Consider the following 17,812-nt stretch of genomic DNA (forward strand, 5'->3'; position numbering starts at 1 on the left):
TGGGGCCGGCAAGCGATCCCAGCCAGCGCGACCCGATGTCCGCGGCTGTTCCAGCCCGGCGCTGGTTCCGGCGGTGCCCGATCCCGCAGCGCCCGCACCGCCACCGACCGCTGCCGGTCCATGAGGACCTACGGCGGTCGGTGGCGGTGCGGGCGGTGATGGACGCGCTGGTGGCGGTCGTCGCGTCCGGACGCGCGTTGCTGGAGGACTGACCGCTCAGGCCGCCCTGATGCTGGCGAGGAAGCCGTCCACCTCGCCGCGCAGCCGGTCGGCGACGCCGGACAGCCGACCGGCCTCGTCCAGCATCTCGTTCGCCTTGCCGCCGGCATCAGCGACAGCCTCGTTGGCGCCGGCGACGTTCGACGAGACGGCCTGCGCGCCCATCGCCGCCTGCTGGACGTTGCTGGAGATGTCGCGGGTCGCCGCACCCTGCTGCTCGACGGCGGCGGCGATTGCTCCCGAGATGCCGGTGATCTCGCCGATCACCGCGTCGATGTCATGGATCGCGGCGACCGCGACATCGGTGGCCTGCTGGATTTCGCTGATCTTCTTCTGGATGTCCTCGGTCGCGCGGGCGGTCTGGTTGGCCAGCCCCTTCACCTCGCTGGCGACGACGGCGAAACCCTTGCCGTGCTCGCCGGCGCGGGCCGCTTCGATCGTGGCATTGAGCGCCAGCAGGTTGGTCTGCCCGGCGATGGAGTTGATGAGGCTCACCACATCGCCCACCTCGGCGGCGGCGCGGACCAGCCCGTCCATCACCCGGTTGGCCCTCGTGGCCTCAGTCACCGCACGGTTCGCCACCTCGTTCGAGGCGCCGATCTGCCGCCCGATCTCGCCGATCGACGCGGACAGCTCCTCTGTCGCCCCGGCCACGGTGTTGACGCTGACCGCCGCCTCGTCCGCCGCCATCGCCGCGGCGGAGCTGCGGCTGGCCGCGCTGGTCGTGCTGCTGTTCAGGGCATCAGCCGTCCGCCGCATGGTGCCGGCCGATGCCGTCACCTGGCTGACCACTTCGCCGATGGACCGCTGGAACCCGTCGGCGAGCGACGACAGGAGTTGCAACCGCTCCGCCTCGGCCTTCGCGCGCAATTCCTCCTGCCCGTCACGCAGGCGTCGGTTCTCGATCGCGCGGTCCTTGAAGATGTCGACGGCCTTCGCCATCCGGCCGATCTCGTCGCCACGGCCGGCATCGGTCACCGCGACGTCCAGGTCGCCGTCCGCAAGCCTGCTCATGACCGTCGTGAGCCGCGATAGCGGCAGCGTGATCGACCGTGTCAGCCAGAGCGCAAGCACCAGCGCCAGGGTGCCCAGCCCGCCACCCCAGATGCCGGCATCGATCGCGTGCCGACGGAAATCGGCGTCGATGTTGTCGATGTAAACGCCGCTGCCGACCATCCAGTGCCATTGCGGCGACATCAGCGCGTAACTGATCTTGGGGCTCGGCTCGGTCTGGCCGGCCTTCGGCCAGGAGTAGGCAACGAAGCCACCGCCATTCCGGGCGGCGTCCAACTGCAGCCTCATGAAGGCGACGCCATTGGGGTCCTTGGCTTCGCCCAGGTTCTTGCCTTCAACCTGGGGCTGGCCGCCATGGACCAGGACCTTCCCGTCGGCCTCCATGACGTACAGGTACTCCGTTCCAGAGTACCGCATCGCACGCAGGCTGTTCCGGGCCAGGCTCTGCGCCTGATCCCTGGTCAGCTCGCCGGTCGCCACCCGGCTCTCGTAGTCCTTGACGATGCCGATCGCGGCCTCCGTCACCGACCGCACCTTATCCTGGCTGGCCTCCTCCTGCGTGTCCTGCAGACCGCTGAGAATTATGGCCGCAACGCCGGTCATGGACGCAAGCATAGTAACAGTTATGACCAACATTCTTGCACGAATGCCGATGCTTTGCATTCAAACAGCCCTCCAGATAAGCTGTCTGAAACCTAGGAGCCGAATTAAAATAAGTCAAAGCAGACAATGGTAACCATCGGCTTGTTACATGTTGTCGCAATATTCAAAATCGAAAACAGATTTTGAAGATTTTCCGCCAACCCCAGCCAAAGGAAACGAAATCCATTGGCCGGTCCTACGCCCTCAGTCGTAACTGCAAACGGATTCGTATAGCTCCATCAAGCGTTTGTCCCGTATCCCGAGATCTTCGAGGTGCAACACTGTGTTTGCTAAGTAATCAATATTCGTTCCTCGCAGCCCGCAGCAGCCGGCGATGCGACAAACGACCGCAGACTCTTCCAGCCGGCCGCAATATTGCGGGTGGCTGCGATCCACCACGAAGCAGCAGGCCTTGACCCTGTCCAACCCGCCCGCCGACCGGCCATCCCGCAACCGAACGTCGAGCATCTTCGGCACATACACCCGGTCGATCATCTCGCGGTCCCACAGATACTCCAGCGCACGGTGAACGTCGCCGGCCGCAACGCGGAAGACGATGCCGCGACAGGAACCGCCTCGGTCGAGGCCGAGCACCAGGCCGGGCCGTTCCGGTGTTCCGCGGTAGCGGTGCGACGCGACGCAGAAGCTGCGGTGATAGCCTGTCAGCGTTGCCGCATGCCGCTCGGCGAAGGGGAAGCCCGGATTCCACATCAGAGAACCGTAGCCGAACACCCAGAGATCGGAGCCGGGAGCGATGGAAATATCTGCGGACCAAGCGGGAGGCGGAGAGTGGATGTCGGGAGGCATCGGACCGGTTCGGTTGGAACGGGCGCGCCCGGACGGTGGCCGGCGCGGCGCGAATCGGGTTCGAAGCCTAGCATGCGCCTGCCCACGCCGCTATAACGGCACGGACAAGGAACGGACATGCCCTCGATGTACCCTGCCCCCACTCCGACGCGCCGACGCCTGCTGACCGGACGCCGCATCGCCCTGCTTCTCCTGCTGTTCGTGCCGCTGCTGCCGGTCGCGGCCTATTCGCTCTGGTGGTGGCAGGCGGCGCGCATGGTGGAGGACGGCGTCGCGAACTGGATCGCCGACCAGCGCGCCAACGGCGCGGTGGTGGAGCACCGCGGACTGGTCGTCGCCGGCTTCCCCTTCACGCTGCGGGCCGTGCTGGAACAGCCACACCTCGCCACCCGAGGCGCCGATTGGCAGGGGAGCCGGCTGGTGGCGCAGGCGGCCCCCTGGAACCCGACCCAGGTCGCCCTGAGCTTTCCCGGCCTGCAGAAGCTGTCCCTGGCGCAGCCCGGCCAACCCCCGGTCGAGCTGACGGCCCCGCAGGGCGGCAGCGGCGAGGCGGTGTGGCGCCTGTCCGGTTCGCTGGATCGGCTTGCCCTGCGTTTCACCGGCCTGACCGCCGAAGCTGCCGGGCAATCCGTACCGGTCGACGCGCTGGACGTGACCGCCAGCCAGCCCGAGCAGCTCCCCGCCGGCCACGATGCCGCCGGCCTCAGCGTGACCCTCGCCGCGGACGGGCTGACCCTGCCGGACGGGGCGGCGCCCCCGGCGCTCGGCCGGCAGGTCCGCAAGGCGGATCTGAAGCTGCGCGTCATGGGCAGGCCGCCGCGTCCCGAGCCGGCCAGCCTTTCGGCTTGGAGCCGTGACGGCGGGACCGTGGAACTGGACCGGCTGGCGCTGGACTGGGGGCCGCTGGGGGCGGTGCTGTCGGGTACGCTGGCGCTCGACCCGCAGCTCCAGCCCCAGGCGGCGCTCACCGCCGAGATCCGCGGCGCCCCTGCCGTGCTGGATGCGGTCAAGCCGATGATGCGCCCCAACGAGGCCGCCATCGCCCGGACCGTCCTGACCATGCTGTCGCGCCCCACCGGGCCGAACGGCGAGCCGGTGCTGACCGCCCCCGTCACCGTGCAGGACCGGGCGCTGTTCGTCGGTCCGCTGCGCGTGGCCGCCCTGCCCAAGGTGGTGTGGTAGCCGGGCGCCCTCGCTTCGCCGCCGGGGACCGGGCGACGGCGGTCCCTGCGGAAATGCAACACCGGCCGGGCGGCATGACGGTTGCGTGACTCCGCCCCTTGCTTCATCCCGGCCATAGGGTCAAATTGACGCAGTCCTTGTCGCTGCTGCCACGGTGCGTCGGTCGATGTGTCGGTTCCTTGCCTATTGCGGCGAGCCGGTGTTCCTCGAAACGCTGGTCTGCACTCCCTGCCATTCCCTCATCGAACAGTCGATGCACGCCGAGGAGGCGAAGACCGAGACCAACGGCGACGGTTTCGGCGTCGGCTGGTACAGCGAGCGGACCGAGCCGGGCCGCTACTGCGAAATCCGGCCGGCATGGTCCGACGAGAACCTGCAGTCGATCTGCAACCACATCCGCTCCCACCTGTTCTTCGCCCATGTGCGGGCGGCGACCGGAACCGCGGTCAGCCGCGCCAACTGCCATCCCTTCAAGGTCGGACGCTACCTGTTCATGCACAACGGGCAGGTCGGCGACTGGCCGCGTCTGCGGCGCAAGGTCGAGGCGATGATCCCCGACGAGCTGTACGGCGCGCGCACGGGAACCACCGACAGCGAGGCGATCTTCCTCGCGGCGATCGGGGCCGGGTTGGAGCGGGATTCGGTCGGGGCCTTCCAGCGGGTCCTGCATGCCGTGCGCGACGAGATGACGGCGCAGGGCATCACCTCCCCCTTGCGTTTCACCGCCACCTGGACCGATGGCGAGCGGGTGTGGGCTGTCCGCTGGGCATCGGACGACAAACCGCCCAGCCTCTACTGGCGGCAAGGCGGCAACGGCCTGATCGTGGTGTCGGAACCGGTCGACGCCCAGCGCGACCAGTGGCGCCGCGTCCCCGCCGGTGGCGGGCTGGTGGCGCGCATCGGGGCGGCACCGGAAACGTTCCTGTTCCAGTAGGCGCCGCTCCCGGCAGACTCTTAGCTTCTGGTCTTCCGTGTGATTCACGTTTCAAGCGATAGCGCTTGAAACGTGAATCACACTCTGGGGGCAGGTACCCTACGCGACCAGCAGCCGCTCCTTCGGCAACAGGATGGTCACCGTGGTGCCGCCGCCCGGCACGCTGTCCAGCGCGACGCCCCCGCCATGCAGTTCGGCGAAGCGCCGGACGATCGGCAGCCCCAGGCCGACCCCTTCGTGCTGGCGCACCAGGGAACGCTCCGCCTGCGTGAAGGGGTTGAAGATGCGGCCCATCAGTTCTGCCGGTATGCCCGGACCGTCGTCGCGCACGCTCAGCCCGACATAGCCGTCACGATCCTCCACGGCCAGCGTGATGTGGCCATCAGCCGGCGTGAACTTCACCGCATTGTCCAGCAGGTTCAGCACCATCTCGCGCAGGCGGCGGCGGTCGCCGCGCATCCGGAAGGACGGGCAGGATTGCACCGCGACCGTCAGCCGCTTCAGCGTCGCCTTCGGGGCCAGCAGGTCGGCGCAGCCTGACATAAGCTGCGGAATGTCGACGTCGCTTTCCTGGAGCTCGACGGCGCCGGTCGAACCGCGGGTATAGTCGAGGATGTTGTTGACCATGGTCAGCAGCGATTTGCCGCTGTCTTCGATCAGCTTCACGTATTCCAGGTAGTCGGGATGGCCGAGCTTGCCCATCCCTTCCGCCGCCAGCACGTCGGCGAAGCCGATGATGGAGTTGAGCGGCGTGCGAAGCTCGTGGCTCATCACCGCCAGGAAATCCAGCTTGGCCCGGTCGGCCTTGCGGGCGGCCTCCAGCGCTTCCGACAGCTCGGCCGTGCGCTCCTCGACCCGGCGCTCCAGTTCGCGGTTCTGCTCGGCCGCCCTTCGGTAGAGCTTGCGGATCTCTACCATGTTGCGGACGCGGTGAAGCAGCTCCCAGGCGATGAAGGGCTTGGTCAGGAAGTCGTTGGCACCCAGCTCCAGCGACTTGCGCCGGGTTTCCTGGTCGGTCTGCGCGGTCAGCACCAGGATCGGCACATAGTCGCCGTCGAACACCGGCTTCAGCCGCTCCATCAGCTCGAAGCCGCTCATATGCGGCATGCGGACGTCGATCAGCAGCAGGTCGAACGGCTCCGATGCACAGAGATCCGGGACCTTGCGCGGGTCGGTCTCGCCGCGCACGCGGGTATAGCCGTCATGGCCCAGGATCTCCCGAAGGAGGTCGACGTTGGACGGATTGTCGTCCACGATCAGGATGCCGGCATCCTTGACCTGCCGGGCGAGCGCCGGGTCGATCTGGCTCCTGTTCATCGGGGAGCGTTCACCTTCGAATCGTCCGTTTTCGGGCATTCCAGCTTTGCCGTTCGATTGTTCGGATGCAACTGAAATACATGATAAACGCACACCGGCCCTGTCAGGCCGGCACCGTCACGCCCGCTTTTCCCAACCGCCGCGGTCGGTCTGCTGCCAATATGTCAGGGCGTGACCCGCCGCCTTGCAGGCCTTCCAGCGCTGGCGGGCGGCCAGCACGGCCTCCTCGTCGTTGCCGTCGAACAGGTCGCAGACGAGATCGTATTCGTCCATGCGGTCGCTGACGCAGCCGTCGACCGTGACCAGCACGCTGGCACCGTTCGGATTTTCGTCCGCATCGGTCAACCAGACCGGCTGGCGCTCGGCAAAGCCGTCGCGCGCCGCGCCATGCGGCAGGAAGGAGCCGGGATCGTAGGTCCACAGATGCTGGTTCAGCATATCCACCCGTTCCGGCGAACCGGCCAGCACGACGGCACGCCAGTTCCGCTCCAGGACCTTCTCCAGGATCTTGGGCAGGGCCTGTTCCATCGTGCGGCGTTGCAGGTGATAGAAGCGGACTTCGGTCATGGCCCTTCACAAAAGCGCTTCAGGAGGAACTCGTCGCGCGGGCGGTGTCAGCCCTCGTCTTCCCCGCAAGGGAGCGGGGAAGACGAGGGCGTCCGGAGAGGTCACGCCTTTTTCCCGCCCCCTCCCCTTCGGAGATGGGCGGGGGGTCGGCCTCACTCCTCGTGGAAATCCGCCACGAAGCGGTCGAGCAGGCGCACGCCGAAGGCGGTGGCGCCCTTCGGCACCGTGGCGGCGTCCTTCTTCGACCAGGCCACGCCGGCGATGTCGATGTGCGCCCACGGCAGGTCGTTGACGAAGCGCTTCAGGAACTGGGCACCGACAATGCTGCCCGCGCCGCCGCCGGAGCCGACGTTCTTCATGTCCGCCGCCTGCGATTCGATCTCCTTGTCGTAGGCGTCGCCAAGCGGCAGGCGCCAGACCGGCTGGCCGACCTTCAGGCCGGCAGCCGTCAGGTTCATGGCGAGGTCGTCGTTGTTGCTGAACAGGCCGGCATGCTCGTGCCCCAGCGCGGTGATGATGGCACCGGTCAGGGTGGCGAGGTCGATCATCAGCTTGGGCTTGTAGACGTCCTGCGCGTACCACAGGCAATCGGCCAGAACCAGGCGGCCTTCGGCGTCGGTGTTGATGACCTCGATGGTCTGGCCCGACAGCGAGGCGACGATATCACCCGGCCGCTGCGCGGTACCGGAGGGCATGTTCTCCACCAGCCCGACGATGCCGATGGCATTGACCTTGGCCTTGCGGGCGGCCAGGGCGTACATGGTGCCGATCACGGTGGCCGAGCCGCCCATGTCCCACTTCATGTCCTCCATGCCGGCAGCGCCCTTGATCGAGATGCCGCCGGTGTCGAAGGTGACGCCCTTGCCGATGAAGGCGACGGGCCGCTTGTCGCCGGCATCCGGATTGCCGTTCCAGCGCATGACGACCACGCGCGGCTCGAAGGCGCTGCCTTGCGACACGCCGAGCAGCGCGCCCATGCCGATCTTCTTCAGCTTCTTCTGGTCGAGGATCTCGACCTCCACGCCGAACTGCTCCAGTTCCCGGGTCTTCTCGGCAAGGCTTTCCGGATAGATGACGTTGGCCGGCTCCGACACCAGGTCGCGGGTGAAGCGGATGGCGTCGGCCAGCGTGTCGAGCTTCTTGAAGGCCGCCTTGGCGGCACCCTCGTCCTCGACCAGCAGGGTCAGTCTGCGCAGGCTCGGCTTCGGATCCTTCTTGTCGGCCTTCCTGTCGTTGGTGCGGTACTTGTCGAACTTGTAGGAGCGGAGCTGCGCCCCGAAGGCGATCTCGGCCGCTGCGGCCGGTGCCGCCAGCTTGGCGCCTTCCGGCAGTTCGACCAGCAGCGACGCCTCGTCGGTGGCCTTGTCCAACGCCACGGCGAGGGCGCCGCCGGCCGATTGCAGGGCCAGATCGCCCATATCCTCGGCCTTGCCGATACCGACCAGCAGGACGCGGTCCAGGTCGGTGCCTGCCGGAGCGAGCAGGCTCAGCGTCTCGTCCTTCTTGCCGCTGAAGCGTGCAGCGGCCATCGCACGGGCCAGCGCCCCGCCGGTCTTCTGGTCGAGCTCGCGGCCGACCGGCCCGAGGCTGCGTTCGGCGGCAACGGTCACGGCGAGAACGCCGGACGCCGGCAGGGACGGCTTGGCGAAGGAGAACTTCATCTGGTCCTCTTGGGAATTGCGCGGGGATGGGCCGATGCGCCCGGAAAATTCGTCGGCGAAAAGCCTACCTCACCGATAAGGAGCGCGCCACCCCGGCTGTCAAGGTCGCTGCGTCAAGTACGGATGGCCCTCCCCGGCCCGCCCCCTATGCCTGGACCGCGGCTGCGGGAACGCCCTGTACCAGGGCCGAGCGGACGAATGCCCGCTCGGCCACGCTGCGGTGGCGGTCGCGGTGGCGGACCAGATGGAACGGGCGGGCGGGCAGGTCGAGCCCGTCGACGGCAACGATCCGCCCGGACGCCAGATCCTCGGCGACGACGAGGTCAGACAGGACGCTCGCCCCCAGCCCGGCCAGCAGGGCTTCCCGGATGATGTCGCCTGCCGGAAGCGTCATCGCCACCTGGAATTGGGAAAGGTCGAGGCCGGCGGCGTGAAGCGCCTGTTCCAGCCGGGCACGGGTGCCGGAACCCGATTCCCGCAAGAGCCAGCGCCCGGCCGCCAACTCCTCCGGCATGACCCGGCCGCTGGCGGCCCAGGGATGGCCGGCACCGACCACCAGCAGCAGTCGGTCGCCGGGAATCGCCTCGGTGACCAGGGCGGGATCGGCGATGTGCCCCTCGGCGATGCCGAGCTCGGCGCGGCCGTCGCGCACCGCTTCGGCCACCTGCTCGGTGTTGCCGATGGCGAGGTCCACACGGATGCCGGGATGGGCGGCGGCGAAACGCAGCAGCCGGGGCGGCAGCCAGTGGCTTCCCACTGTCTGGCTCGCCACCAGGCGCAACGTCCCCCGCGACAGGCCGGAGAGTTCGGCCAGCATCGTCCCGGCCTCTTCCACCTTCAGCAGGATGCTTCGGGCTTGGCGCTGCAGCAGATGCCCCGCGGCGGTCAGTTCGACACGCCGGCCGATGCGGTCGAACAGGCGCATGCCATGCTCCGCCTCGAGCGCGGCGACGGCGGAGCTGACGGCGGGCTGCGACAGGTGCAGGCTTTCGGCGGCGCGGGTGAAATGCAGCGCTTCGGCCACCGCGACGAAGATGCGCAACTGCTCCAGCGTCATGAATGCCTCCCATTTCACGGGCAGTATGGGAGCACATCCATGATAGGTCCAATTTATTGCCGGGATCGGTTGGATAGAAATCCCTGATGGGTTAGGACGCCTCGCTCATCCGAACAGGCCCGTGAAAGGCAGGAACTCCACCATGTCGCCGGGATGCACGGCGGTGGCGTCGGCCGGCATGTCGACAAGGCCGTCGGCCTCGACCATCGAGGTCAGGACGCCGGAACTGTCGCTCGGGAACTTGACCGCCACCGGCCGGCCGTCATCTCCACGCTCCAGGCGGGCGCGCAGGAACTCGCGGCGGCCCGGCTTCTTGGCGAAGGAGAAGCCGGCGACCACCAAGCTGCGCGGGGTGGCGACGGCGGAGGCTCCCGACAGGCGCAGCACCAGCGGGCGGCCGACCAGCAGGAAGGTCACCATCGCCGAGACCGGGTTGCCGGGAAGTCCGAGGAAGGGCGTGTCACCGATCCGCCCGAGCGCCAGCGGCTTGCCGGGCTTGATCGCCAGCGTCCACAGGTCGATGGAGCCCAGCGCGTTGACCGCCGCCTTGACGTGATCCTCCTCGCCGACCGAGACGCCGCCGCTGGTGACGATCAGGTCGGCCGTGCCGGCGGCTTCCGCCAACGCGGCACGGGTGGCATCGGCCCGATCGGGAAGGATGCCGAGGTCCCGCACCTCCACCCCGAGCCCATCGAGCTGGGCGGCGAGCGTGTAGCGATTAGCATCGTAGATCGCGTGACCCGGCTTCGGCGTTCCGGGTTCCCGCAGCTCGTCGCCGGTGGAGAACAGGACCACGCGGAGCCGCTTGCGCACGGTCAGCGTCGACCGGCCCACCGCCGCCGCCAGCCCAACCTCCTGCGCGCGCAGACGGCGGCCGGGCTGCAGCACGACGGTGCCGGCGGTCATGTCCTCGCCGGCTGACCGCACATTGGCGCCGCGCGGCAGCGCCGCGGGAACCAGGACGGCATCGCCGTCGGTCCGGCAATCCTCCTGCATCGCCACGGTGTCGACGCCGGCGGGAACCGGTGCGCCGGTGAAGATGCGGACCGCCTGCCCCGGTTCGACGCCGCGGTCGAGGACCGAGCCGGCCGGCACCCGCCCGACCACGTTCAAACGGCGATGTCTCTCCGCCCGCGAAACCTGCCCAGGCTCGGCAGCGAACCCCCAGCCATCCATCGCGGAAACGGCGGCCGGCGGCACGTTGACCGGCGCCTCCACCTCCTCCGCCAGCACGCGGCCGAGCGCGTGGCGCAACGGCACCTGCTCCGTCCCCGTCACGGCACCATAGCTGCGGGCGATGCGCCCGACGGCTTCGTCCAGGGAAAGCGGGGTCGGGCGGTGTGCGGTACAATCATCCATGGCCTGCTGTCCTTCACCTGCTCTGGTGCGGCGTGGAAACGACGTCCCCGAGCCGGACGCCTACCCCCCACAGCAGCGCGGGACCTTGACCGCCGTCAATAGGGCGAATGGCCGCTTTCCATTCCAAACCCGCCCTGCGGGGCGCCGGCAGCACAGGCATCAGGCGGTTTCGGCACGCAGCCAGTCGAGGTAGGCAGGGTTGCCGCGCCCCACCGCCAGTTCCAGGACGCAAGGTGTGTCGTAGCCGTGCAGCTCGCGCACGCGGGCGGCCAGCCGGTCGAACAGTCTGCTCCGGGTCTTGGCGATCAGCACCGCCTCGTCCGCCTGCTCCACCCTGCCCTCCCACCGGTAGACCGAGGTCATGCCGTCAAGCACTTTGGCGCAGGCGGCCAGCCGCTCCTCCACCAGACTGCGCCCGATGCGCAGGGCATCCGCCTTCGAGGCGGCGGTGATGTAGGCGATCACCAGCGGATCGTCTCCGCTTTGCGGTGGGGCGGAACCGGTCATGGCAAGGCACCTCCTTTTCGATGCATACGCCCCCGCTTTCGCGTAGGATGCCCGCACTTTGCCACAGGTCCCATCGGGGCCGGCAAGTCCCTGCCCGTTCCCGTATCCGCAAGAGTCCTTCGCTCCATGGCCAAGTCACGCCGCTCCCCGTCCCGCAGCACTCCGTCCGGCGTCCAGGCGGCCTGGCTGCGCCGCGGCCTGGAGCAACCGGGCGGCAAGCTGCCGCTGTTCGACGATCGGGGCCAACGGGTGAAGAGGCCGACGGTCGAGGCATGCCTGCGGGCCGGCTGGGCGGAGCGTTGGTTCGACAACCCGTTGAAGCCGGACTGGCTGGTCTGCCGCCTCACGGCGGCCGGCCGCGATGCCCTGGACGGTCCGGAGCACGAGGGTGCCGCCGAGGTGAACGGGTCGGCTGACGATGTCCGGCAGGGCGCGCTGATCTGACCCGGGAGCGCCGCCTACTGGGCGGCCTGGGCGTCGGGTTGGGACCGGTCGATCCGCAATTGCCGGTCGACTTCCGCCTGAAGCTGTCGCGGGGTTACCGGCTTGTGCAGCACCGGAACCTCGTGGGCGGACGCATCGGCCAGGGTGTCGGCACCGGTTTCCCCGGTCAGGATGAGCGCCGGTATGGCGGAGCCGTAGCGTTCGCGAACCCGGCGAACGACCTCGGTTCCCACCCTGCCTTCGCGCAGACGATAATCGGCGATGACGATGTCAGGCACGCGTCCGAGCGCCGACAGCCGGTCCATCGCCTTATCGGCGCTATCGGTAGCGACGACACGGAACCCCCATTCGGTCAGGACGGTCTGCAGGCCGAGCAGCACGACGGCATCGTCATCGACCAGGACGGCGAGCCGGCTGCGGTCGATCACCGGGACCCGATCGGCTCCGCCGGCCTGCCGCTTGGTGAAGCGGGCCGGGGCGATGGGGACCAGGACGCGGAAAGCCGACCCCTGCCCCTGGACGGAGCGCACCTGCACCGGATGGTCGAGAAGCTGCGACAGCCGCCGCACGATGGCCAGCCCCAGCCCCAGGCCGCGCATGCGGTCGCGCTCCGGATTGCCGACCTGATGGAACTCCTCGAAGATGCGGTCGAGATGTTCGGGGGGAATCCCGATGCCGGTATCCTGGACCTCGATCGCCACCTGATCGCCGTCCACCCGGCAGCGGATGCGGATCGCTCCCGCCTCAGTGTAGCGCAGGGCGTTGTCGACGAGGTTGCGCAGCAGTTGCATCAGGAGGCCGCGGTCCGTGCGCAGGATGGCGTCGCAGCTCTCGACCCGCCAGACCAGACCCTTGCTGGTCGCCTGGTCGGCATAGGCGGCATCGAGGTCATCGGCGACCTCGTTGATCGTGAAGCAGTCGAGAACCGGCGTGACCACGCCCGCCTCGAGGCGTGACACCTCCAGCAGGCCATCGAGCAGCCCCTTCATGGTATCCAGCCCCTGGTCGAGCCGGGACAGCAGGTCGCGCCCGTTGTTGTCGCCGACATGGCGGGCAAGCGCCGCCGACAGGAAGAACAGGGCCTGCAAGGGTTGGCGGAGATCGTGACTGGCGGCGGCGAGGAACTTGGACTTGGCGAGGTTCGCCCGCTCGGCTTCCTCCCGTGCGGCATCGCGTTCGGCTTCCAGCGACTGAAGGCGATGAATGAGACTCATGAGTCCACGGCTCTCACGGACGGTGACGGGTTCCCGAAGGCACCCCGTTTCCATTTTCGAACAGAACCGGGGATAATGTTAAACCGCATTAACCATAACTCTGTTGCAGCGCGCAACACTTCCCACGCACATGTGCCGCATGGGCAGGGTGCATGAAGGAAAGGTTAATGCCTCTGCATATGCGAAAGCCCCGGAAATTTTCCGGGGCCTTTCGCATATGCACAGGCTCGCTCACGCCTTTGGGCGGAGCGCTTCGAACGGTTGGCCGTCAGACGCTGCCACGCACCGCATTGTGGATCTCGCCACGGGTCAGTCCGATATCGGAAAGTTCGGCATCGGACATATGGTTCAGCTCATATTCCGCGCGGCGAAGATCAGCGCGCTCGCGAACCCAATGGACAATCCGCTGAAGAATGGTAACTTCCTTTGTTTCAGCGCCAAACAGTTTACCTGCCGTGTCATGAGCGGAAGAATAGGCCATGATGATCTCCAGAATCTGGCTTCATTACATGGGCTCTATTTTGCTCCCACCTTCCGGGAAATCAATGGCCCGCTCCCTGCGCGCCGACGTCGGCTGCCCTGCGCGAATTCGATAGACACTTTGTGGGCGAAGGATCGCGCGGGTACCACGGCTGGGAAGCCGAAAGGGTCCCTTTTGGAGCGACCGCCCCGACGGCTGTAACCGCCCCCGGATCGGGCGGAAGGCCGAGAGCTTCGGGGGAGGCGGAGCTCCGATGCCAGGATTGCAGCGCAGCAACCGGCGGTCCCCGGAGGGATGCTTTCCGGCCCCGCCGGCCTGGAAATTTCGTACAGGCCCCACGGCCGGTTGGCCCAGTCGCCGGGAGTGCCACGGTCCTCCCGGCAGGATCGGGCACTCCAGGCATCTCAGCCAGAGGTCGAGTCGGAATCAAAAAGGGCGCGCGGAGAGTCCTCCCCGCGCGCCCTTTCCCGTCAGCAGCCTGACGGGCTTACTTCACGCCCGGCTTGCGGGACAGGTTGTGGTGCGCCTCGATGTAGCGGACCGTGCCCGACTTGGAGCGCATGATCACCGAATGGGTGTAGGCCCCGCCGGGGAAGCGGCGCACGCCCTTCAGCATGGCGCCGTCGGTCACGCCGGTGGCGGCGAACATGACGTTGCCGCTGGCCAGCTCATGCAGGCTGTACTTCTTGTCGAGGTCGGTGATGCCCCAGCGCGCGGCGCGGGCCCTCTCGTCGTCGTTGCGGAACAGCAGGCGGCCCTGGAACTGGCCGCCGATGCAGCGCAGCGCCGCCGCGGCCAGCACGCCTTCCGGCGCGCCACCGGAGCCGACATACATGTCGACGCCGGTGCCGGCCTGGCTGGTGGCGATGACGCCCGAGACGTCGCCGTCATTGATCAGCATGATGCGCGCGCCGGCCTCGCGGACGCGGGCGATCAGTTCGGCATGGCGCGGGCGGTTCAGGATGCAGACCAGCAGCTCCTCGACCGAGGTGCCCTTGGCCTTGGCGAGCGCCTTCAGGTTGTTGGCCGGGGTCTCGTCCAGGTCGACGACGTTGTCCGGCAGGCCGGCACCGACGGCGATCTTGTCCATGTAGACGTCCGGGGCATTCAGGAAGCCGCCCTCGTCGGCCATGGCGATGACGGCCAGCGAGTTCGGCCCGCCGGTGGCGCAGATGGTGGTGCCTTCCAGCGGATCGAGCGCGATGTCGACCTTCGGTCCCTGGCCGATGCCGGCGCCGACCTTCTCGCCGATGTAGAGCATCGGCGCCTCGTCGCGCTCGCCCTCGCCGATCACGACGGTGCCGTCGATGAAGAGCGTGTTGAGCGCCTGGCGCATGGCATCGACGGCGGCCTGGTCGGCCAGCTTCTCATCGCCGCGGCCCATCAGCAGCGAGGCCGACAGGGCGGCGGCCTCGGTCACCCGCACTGCCTCCAGCGCGAGGTTGCGGTCCATCTGGGACAGGTCGACATGGGTAGACGGCGTAGACATCGTATGCTCCCCCCGACTCTTCGGTCGTATAGGCTGATGTTTGGTTATGGTGGGAAACGGGCCGGACGGATCCCGACGGGTCAGAACTGCTCGATCCGGATCATCCGCGGCGGCTCCAGCACGCTGTCACGGGCGGCGATGGTGGCGAGCGCCTTCTGCATGGCCGCCTCTTCGGTATCGTGGGTGGTGAGGACCACCGGAACGGCTTCGCCCGGCGAGCGGCCGCGCTGCAGGAACTGCTCCATCGAGACGTTCTGGTCGCGCATCGCCGCCGCAATATCCGCTATCACACCGGGACGGTCCACGACCATCAGGCGGACGTAGTACGCCCCCCGACGGGACTCCATCGGCGAGGAAGCCAGAGCACCCAGCCGGTCGGCCGGAACGCCGAAGGTCGGGGTAGACCGGCCGCGCGCCACGTCGATCAGGTCGGCGACCACCGCCGAGGCCGTCGGCCCGGCGCCGGCGCCGCGGCCGACGAACAGCACCCGGTCGGCGAAATCGGCCTGCGCCACGACGGCGTTGAACACGCCGTCCACCGAGGCGATCGGCGCGCTCTTCGGCACCATGCAGGGATGGACGCGCTGCTCGATGCCGGCCTCGGTGCGCCGGGCGATCCCCAGCAGCTTGATCCGGAAGCCGAGCTGGTCGGCATAGTCGAAATCGACCGCCGAGACCTGGCGGATGCCCTCGATGTGGACCGCGGAGAAATCGACCGGCGTCCCGAAGGCGACCGAGGCGAGGATGGCCAGCTTGTGGGCGGCATCCACCCCGTCGACGTCGAAGCTGGGATCGGCCTCGGCATAGCCCAGCGCCTGCGCGTCGGCCAGCACCTCCGCGAAGTCGCGGCCGGTGTTGCGCATCTCCGTCAGGATGTAGTTGCAGGTGCCGTTCAGGATGCCGTGCACCTCGGTCACCCGGTTGGCGGCCAGTCCCTCGCGCAGCCCCTTGATGATCGGGATGCCGCCGGCCACCGCCGCCTCGAACGCGACGGCCAGGCCGCGGGACTCGGCCTTGCGCGCGATCTCGGTGCCATGGACGGCCAGCAGCGCCTTGTTGGCGGTGACGACGTGCTTGCCGGTCTCGATGGCGGTGGCGACGGTGTCGCGCGCCGGCCCTTCGGACCCGCCGATCAGCTCGACGACCAGATCGGCCCCGCCGTCCGCCGCCATGGCGACCGGATCGTCGTACCAGCGGAGCTTCGACAGGTCGACGCCGCGGTCCTTGCCCTTGGACCGGGCGCTGACCGCGACCACCTCGATCCGGCGGCCGCACCGCTGTTCGATCAGATCGGCCTGGACCTCCAGCAGCTTCAGGACGCCGGCGCCGACGGTGCCGAGGCCGGCGACGGCGATTTTCAGGGGGGCTTGCTGGCTGTTCGGCATCAGGCTTTCGCTTTCTCGGGATCCAGTAGGGCGGCGCGCGCCGCAGGGTCCTTGCTCGCCGCCACACCGCCGGCGTTGGAGCGGAAGAACTCCTTGATGTTGCGGGTGGCCTGGCGGATGCGGTGGACGTTCTCCACCATCGCCAGACGGACATGGCCGTCGCCGTATTCACCGAAACCGATGCCCGGCGCCACCGCGACCTCCGCCTGCTGCAGCAGCAGCTTGGAGAACTCCAGCGAGCCGAGATGGGCGAATTGCGGGGGGATCGGCGCCCAGGCGAACATCGACGCGCTCGGGCTGGGGACCTCCCAGCCGGCGGCGGCGAGGCCCTCGATCATCACGTCGCGGCGCTGCTTGTACATGTCGCGCACCTGCTGCACGCACTCCTGCGGGCCGTTCAGCGCGGCGGCGGCGGCGACCTGGATCGGCGTGAAGGCGCCGTAGTCCAGGTAGGACTTGATGCGGGCCAGCGCGGTGATCAGCGTCTTGTTGCCGGTGGCGAAGCCGATGCGCCAGCCGGCCATCGAATAGGTCTTCGACATCGAGGTGAATTCCACCGCGATCTCGCGGGCCTCGGGGATCTCCAGGATCGACGGCGGCGGATTGCCGTCGAAGAAGATCTCGGCATAGGCAAGGTCGGACAGGATGTAGATGCCGTGCTTGCGGCAGAACTCGACGATCGGCCGGTAGAAGTCCAGCCCGACCACCTCGGCCGTCGGGTTCGACGGGTAGTTCAGCACCAGCGCCAGCGGCTTCGGCACGCTGTGGCGCACGGCGCGCTCCAGCATGATCATGAAGCTGTCGATGTCGGTCGACGCCCCGTTCTCCATGCCCACCGGCAGGTGGCGCACCGAGGCGCCGGCCAGGATGAAGCCGAAGGGATGGATCGGATAGCTGGGGTTCGGCACCAGGATGATGTCACCCGGGCTGGTGATCGCCTGGGCGAGGTTGGCCAGCCCCTCCTTCGACCCGATGGTGACGATGCACTCGGTCTCGGGATCGACGTCGACGTTGAAGCGGCGCTTGTAGTAGGCGGCGTGGGCCTTGCGCAGGCCTGGGATGCCGCGGGAGTTCGAATAGCGGTGCGTCTTCGGATCGCGCACGGCCTCGACCAGCTTGTCGACGATGTGCTGCGGCGTCGCCTGGTCGGGGTTGCCCATGCCGAGGTCGATGATATCGGCGCCGTTAGCTCGGGCTCGCGCCTTCATCGCGTTGACTTCGGCGAAGACGTAGGGCGGCAGGCGCTTGATGCGATGGAATTCGGTGTTCGACATGGACGCTCCGGAAGACCGCTCCGGTCACGCCACGAACCCAAGAGACCTGCGGACCGGGACTGACGTTCTACCGCCGCAACGCGACGGAAGCGAGGCAAATCTCGCTCGCGCACCGCAAGCGCGGCGGTTCGTCCTTGGCAAGGGCGGCTCCTCCGCATTGGCGCGGCATAGTCACGCAGTCCGGGTGGCACGGGCGCCTTCCGTTGTGGCTGGAACGCGTCGGGATCGCGCGCTCCGCCACCCTGCCGCGGCGATATCT

The 17,812-nt window shown here is 68.2% G+C and carries 17 protein-coding genes; 4 read left to right on the forward strand and 13 right to left on the reverse strand.

Features of this window, described 5'->3' with window-relative positions:
- Positions 1-35: 35 nt before the first annotated feature.
- Positions 36-212, forward strand: coding sequence for a hypothetical protein (locus J2850_RS02775; protein WP_209978572.1), 177 nt, complete (start codon positions 36-38; stop codon positions 210-212).
- Between the two features lie 4 nt (positions 213-216).
- On the opposite strand, the gene J2850_RS02780 is transcribed toward J2850_RS02775, so the two are convergent.
- The gene (locus J2850_RS02780) at positions 217-1,836 is read right to left on the reverse strand and encodes a methyl-accepting chemotaxis protein (protein ID WP_209978573.1); all 1,620 of its coding nucleotides are present in this window, start codon (positions 1,834-1,836) and stop codon (positions 217-219) included.
- 243 nt (positions 1,837-2,079) lie between these two features.
- Complete coding sequence (locus J2850_RS02785) at positions 2,080-2,682, reverse strand: gamma-glutamylcyclotransferase (protein WP_209978575.1); 603 nt, start codon at positions 2,680-2,682, stop codon at positions 2,080-2,082.
- 117 nt (positions 2,683-2,799) lie between these two features.
- On the opposite strand from J2850_RS02785, the gene J2850_RS02790 reads away from it, so the two are divergent.
- Together J2850_RS02790 and J2850_RS02795 are read left to right on the forward strand one after the other, a co-directional pair.
- Positions 2,800-3,864 (forward strand): DUF2125 domain-containing protein, encoded by a 1,065-nt coding sequence (locus J2850_RS02790; protein WP_246512756.1) that lies wholly within the window; start codon positions 2,800-2,802, stop codon positions 3,862-3,864.
- Between the two features lie 166 nt (positions 3,865-4,030).
- Positions 4,031-4,798: a class II glutamine amidotransferase gene (locus tag J2850_RS02795; RefSeq protein ID WP_209978577.1), complete on the forward strand. Its 768-nt coding sequence runs from the start codon at positions 4,031-4,033 to the stop codon at positions 4,796-4,798.
- A 99-nt stretch (positions 4,799-4,897) separates the two neighbouring features.
- Here the strand turns inward: J2850_RS02795 and J2850_RS02800 are convergent, their stop codons facing one another.
- The 6 genes from J2850_RS02800 to cutA form a co-directional block, all read right to left on the reverse strand.
- Positions 4,898-6,115, reverse strand: coding sequence for an ATP-binding response regulator (locus tag J2850_RS02800; protein WP_209978579.1), 1,218 nt, complete (start codon positions 6,113-6,115; stop codon positions 4,898-4,900).
- 117 nt (positions 6,116-6,232) lie between these two features.
- Entirely contained in the window at positions 6,233-6,682 is a 450-nt protein-coding gene (locus tag J2850_RS02805) for a DNA polymerase III subunit chi (RefSeq protein WP_209978581.1), read from the reverse strand.
- Between the two features lie 152 nt (positions 6,683-6,834).
- Positions 6,835-8,343 carry a leucyl aminopeptidase gene (locus J2850_RS02810; RefSeq protein WP_209978583.1) on the reverse strand — a complete coding sequence of 503 codons (1,509 nt, stop codon included), beginning with the start codon at positions 8,341-8,343 and terminating at the stop codon, positions 6,835-6,837.
- 145 nt (positions 8,344-8,488) lie between these two features.
- Positions 8,489-9,400 (reverse strand): LysR family transcriptional regulator, encoded by a 912-nt coding sequence (locus tag J2850_RS02815; protein WP_209978586.1) that lies wholly within the window; start codon positions 9,398-9,400, stop codon positions 8,489-8,491.
- A gap of 105 nt (positions 9,401-9,505) precedes the next feature.
- Complete coding sequence (locus J2850_RS02820) at positions 9,506-10,759, reverse strand: molybdopterin molybdotransferase MoeA (RefSeq protein WP_209978588.1); 1,254 nt, start codon at positions 10,757-10,759, stop codon at positions 9,506-9,508.
- Between the two features lie 159 nt (positions 10,760-10,918).
- Positions 10,919-11,266, reverse strand: a complete 348-nt coding sequence (cutA, locus tag J2850_RS02825) for a divalent-cation tolerance protein CutA (protein WP_209978589.1) — start codon at positions 11,264-11,266, stop codon at positions 10,919-10,921.
- Between the two features lie 126 nt (positions 11,267-11,392).
- Between cutA and J2850_RS02830 the strand changes: the two genes are divergently transcribed.
- On the forward strand, positions 11,393-11,710 hold the full coding sequence (locus J2850_RS02830) for a hypothetical protein (protein WP_209978591.1): 318 nt from the start codon (positions 11,393-11,395) through the stop codon (positions 11,708-11,710).
- Between the two features lie 14 nt (positions 11,711-11,724).
- Here J2850_RS02830 and J2850_RS02835 read toward each other — a convergent pair whose 3' ends face one another.
- The 5 genes from J2850_RS02835 to J2850_RS02855 all read right to left on the reverse strand — a co-directional run bounded on the left by J2850_RS02835 (position 11,725) and on the right by J2850_RS02855 (position 17,553).
- Positions 11,725-12,924 (reverse strand): hybrid sensor histidine kinase/response regulator, encoded by a 1,200-nt coding sequence (locus J2850_RS02835; protein WP_209978593.1) that lies wholly within the window; start codon positions 12,922-12,924, stop codon positions 11,725-11,727.
- Positions 12,925-13,192: 268 nt separating this feature from the next.
- The gene (locus tag J2850_RS02840; protein WP_209978594.1) at positions 13,193-13,405 is read right to left on the reverse strand and encodes a DUF1127 domain-containing protein; all 213 of its coding nucleotides are present in this window, start codon (positions 13,403-13,405) and stop codon (positions 13,193-13,195) included.
- Between the two features lie 487 nt (positions 13,406-13,892).
- Positions 13,893-14,894: a class II fructose-bisphosphatase gene (gene glpX, locus J2850_RS02845; RefSeq protein ID WP_246512758.1), complete on the reverse strand. Its 1,002-nt coding sequence runs from the start codon at positions 14,892-14,894 to the stop codon at positions 13,893-13,895.
- Positions 14,895-14,974: 80 nt separating this feature from the next.
- Entirely contained in the window at positions 14,975-16,279 is a 1,305-nt protein-coding gene (locus tag J2850_RS02850; protein ID WP_209978596.1) for a homoserine dehydrogenase, read from the reverse strand.
- Positions 16,279-17,553, reverse strand: coding sequence for an LL-diaminopimelate aminotransferase (locus tag J2850_RS02855; RefSeq protein ID WP_209978598.1), 1,275 nt, complete (start codon positions 17,551-17,553; stop codon positions 16,279-16,281). Before J2850_RS02855 ends, J2850_RS02850 begins: the two co-directional genes overlap by 1 nt.
- Positions 17,554-17,812: the final 259 nt, after the last annotated feature.

This window comes from Azospirillum picis (genome assembly GCF_017876115.1).
GTDB classification, from domain to species: domain Bacteria; phylum Pseudomonadota; class Alphaproteobacteria; order Azospirillales; family Azospirillaceae; genus Azospirillum; species Azospirillum picis.

Excerpts from the sequence above, each read along its gene's own strand:
- J2850_RS02775 (WP_209978572.1), top strand. The coding sequence starts at position 36 with ATGTCCGCGGCTGTTCCAGCCCGGCGCTGGTTCCGGCGGTGCCCGATC.
- J2850_RS02780 (WP_209978573.1), bottom strand. The coding sequence starts at position 1,836 with ATGACCGGCGTTGCGGCCATAATTCTCAGCGGTCTGCAGGACACGCAG.
- J2850_RS02785 (WP_209978575.1), bottom strand. The coding sequence starts at position 2,682 with ATGCCTCCCGACATCCACTCTCCGCCTCCCGCTTGGTCCGCAGATATT.
- J2850_RS02790 (WP_246512756.1), top strand. The coding sequence starts at position 2,800 with ATGCCCTCGATGTACCCTGCCCCCACTCCGACGCGCCGACGCCTGCTG.
- J2850_RS02795 (WP_209978577.1), top strand. The coding sequence starts at position 4,031 with ATGTGTCGGTTCCTTGCCTATTGCGGCGAGCCGGTGTTCCTCGAAACG.
- J2850_RS02800 (WP_209978579.1), bottom strand. The coding sequence starts at position 6,115 with ATGAACAGGAGCCAGATCGACCCGGCGCTCGCCCGGCAGGTCAAGGAT.
- J2850_RS02805 (WP_209978581.1), bottom strand. The coding sequence starts at position 6,682 with ATGACCGAAGTCCGCTTCTATCACCTGCAACGCCGCACGATGGAACAG.
- J2850_RS02810 (WP_209978583.1), bottom strand. The coding sequence starts at position 8,343 with ATGAAGTTCTCCTTCGCCAAGCCGTCCCTGCCGGCGTCCGGCGTTCTC.
- J2850_RS02815 (WP_209978586.1), bottom strand. The coding sequence starts at position 9,400 with ATGACGCTGGAGCAGTTGCGCATCTTCGTCGCGGTGGCCGAAGCGCTG.
- J2850_RS02820 (WP_209978588.1), bottom strand. The coding sequence starts at position 10,759 with ATGGATGATTGTACCGCACACCGCCCGACCCCGCTTTCCCTGGACGAA.
- cutA (WP_209978589.1), bottom strand. The coding sequence starts at position 11,266 with ATGACCGGTTCCGCCCCACCGCAAAGCGGAGACGATCCGCTGGTGATC.
- J2850_RS02830 (WP_209978591.1), top strand. The coding sequence starts at position 11,393 with ATGGCCAAGTCACGCCGCTCCCCGTCCCGCAGCACTCCGTCCGGCGTC.
- J2850_RS02835 (WP_209978593.1), bottom strand. The coding sequence starts at position 12,924 with ATGAGTCTCATTCATCGCCTTCAGTCGCTGGAAGCCGAACGCGATGCC.
- J2850_RS02840 (WP_209978594.1), bottom strand. The coding sequence starts at position 13,405 with ATGGCCTATTCTTCCGCTCATGACACGGCAGGTAAACTGTTTGGCGCT.
- glpX (WP_246512758.1), bottom strand. The coding sequence starts at position 14,894 with ATGTCTACGCCGTCTACCCATGTCGACCTGTCCCAGATGGACCGCAAC.
- J2850_RS02850 (WP_209978596.1), bottom strand. The coding sequence starts at position 16,279 with ATGCCGAACAGCCAGCAAGCCCCCCTGAAAATCGCCGTCGCCGGCCTC.
- J2850_RS02855 (WP_209978598.1), bottom strand. The coding sequence starts at position 17,553 with ATGTCGAACACCGAATTCCATCGCATCAAGCGCCTGCCGCCCTACGTC.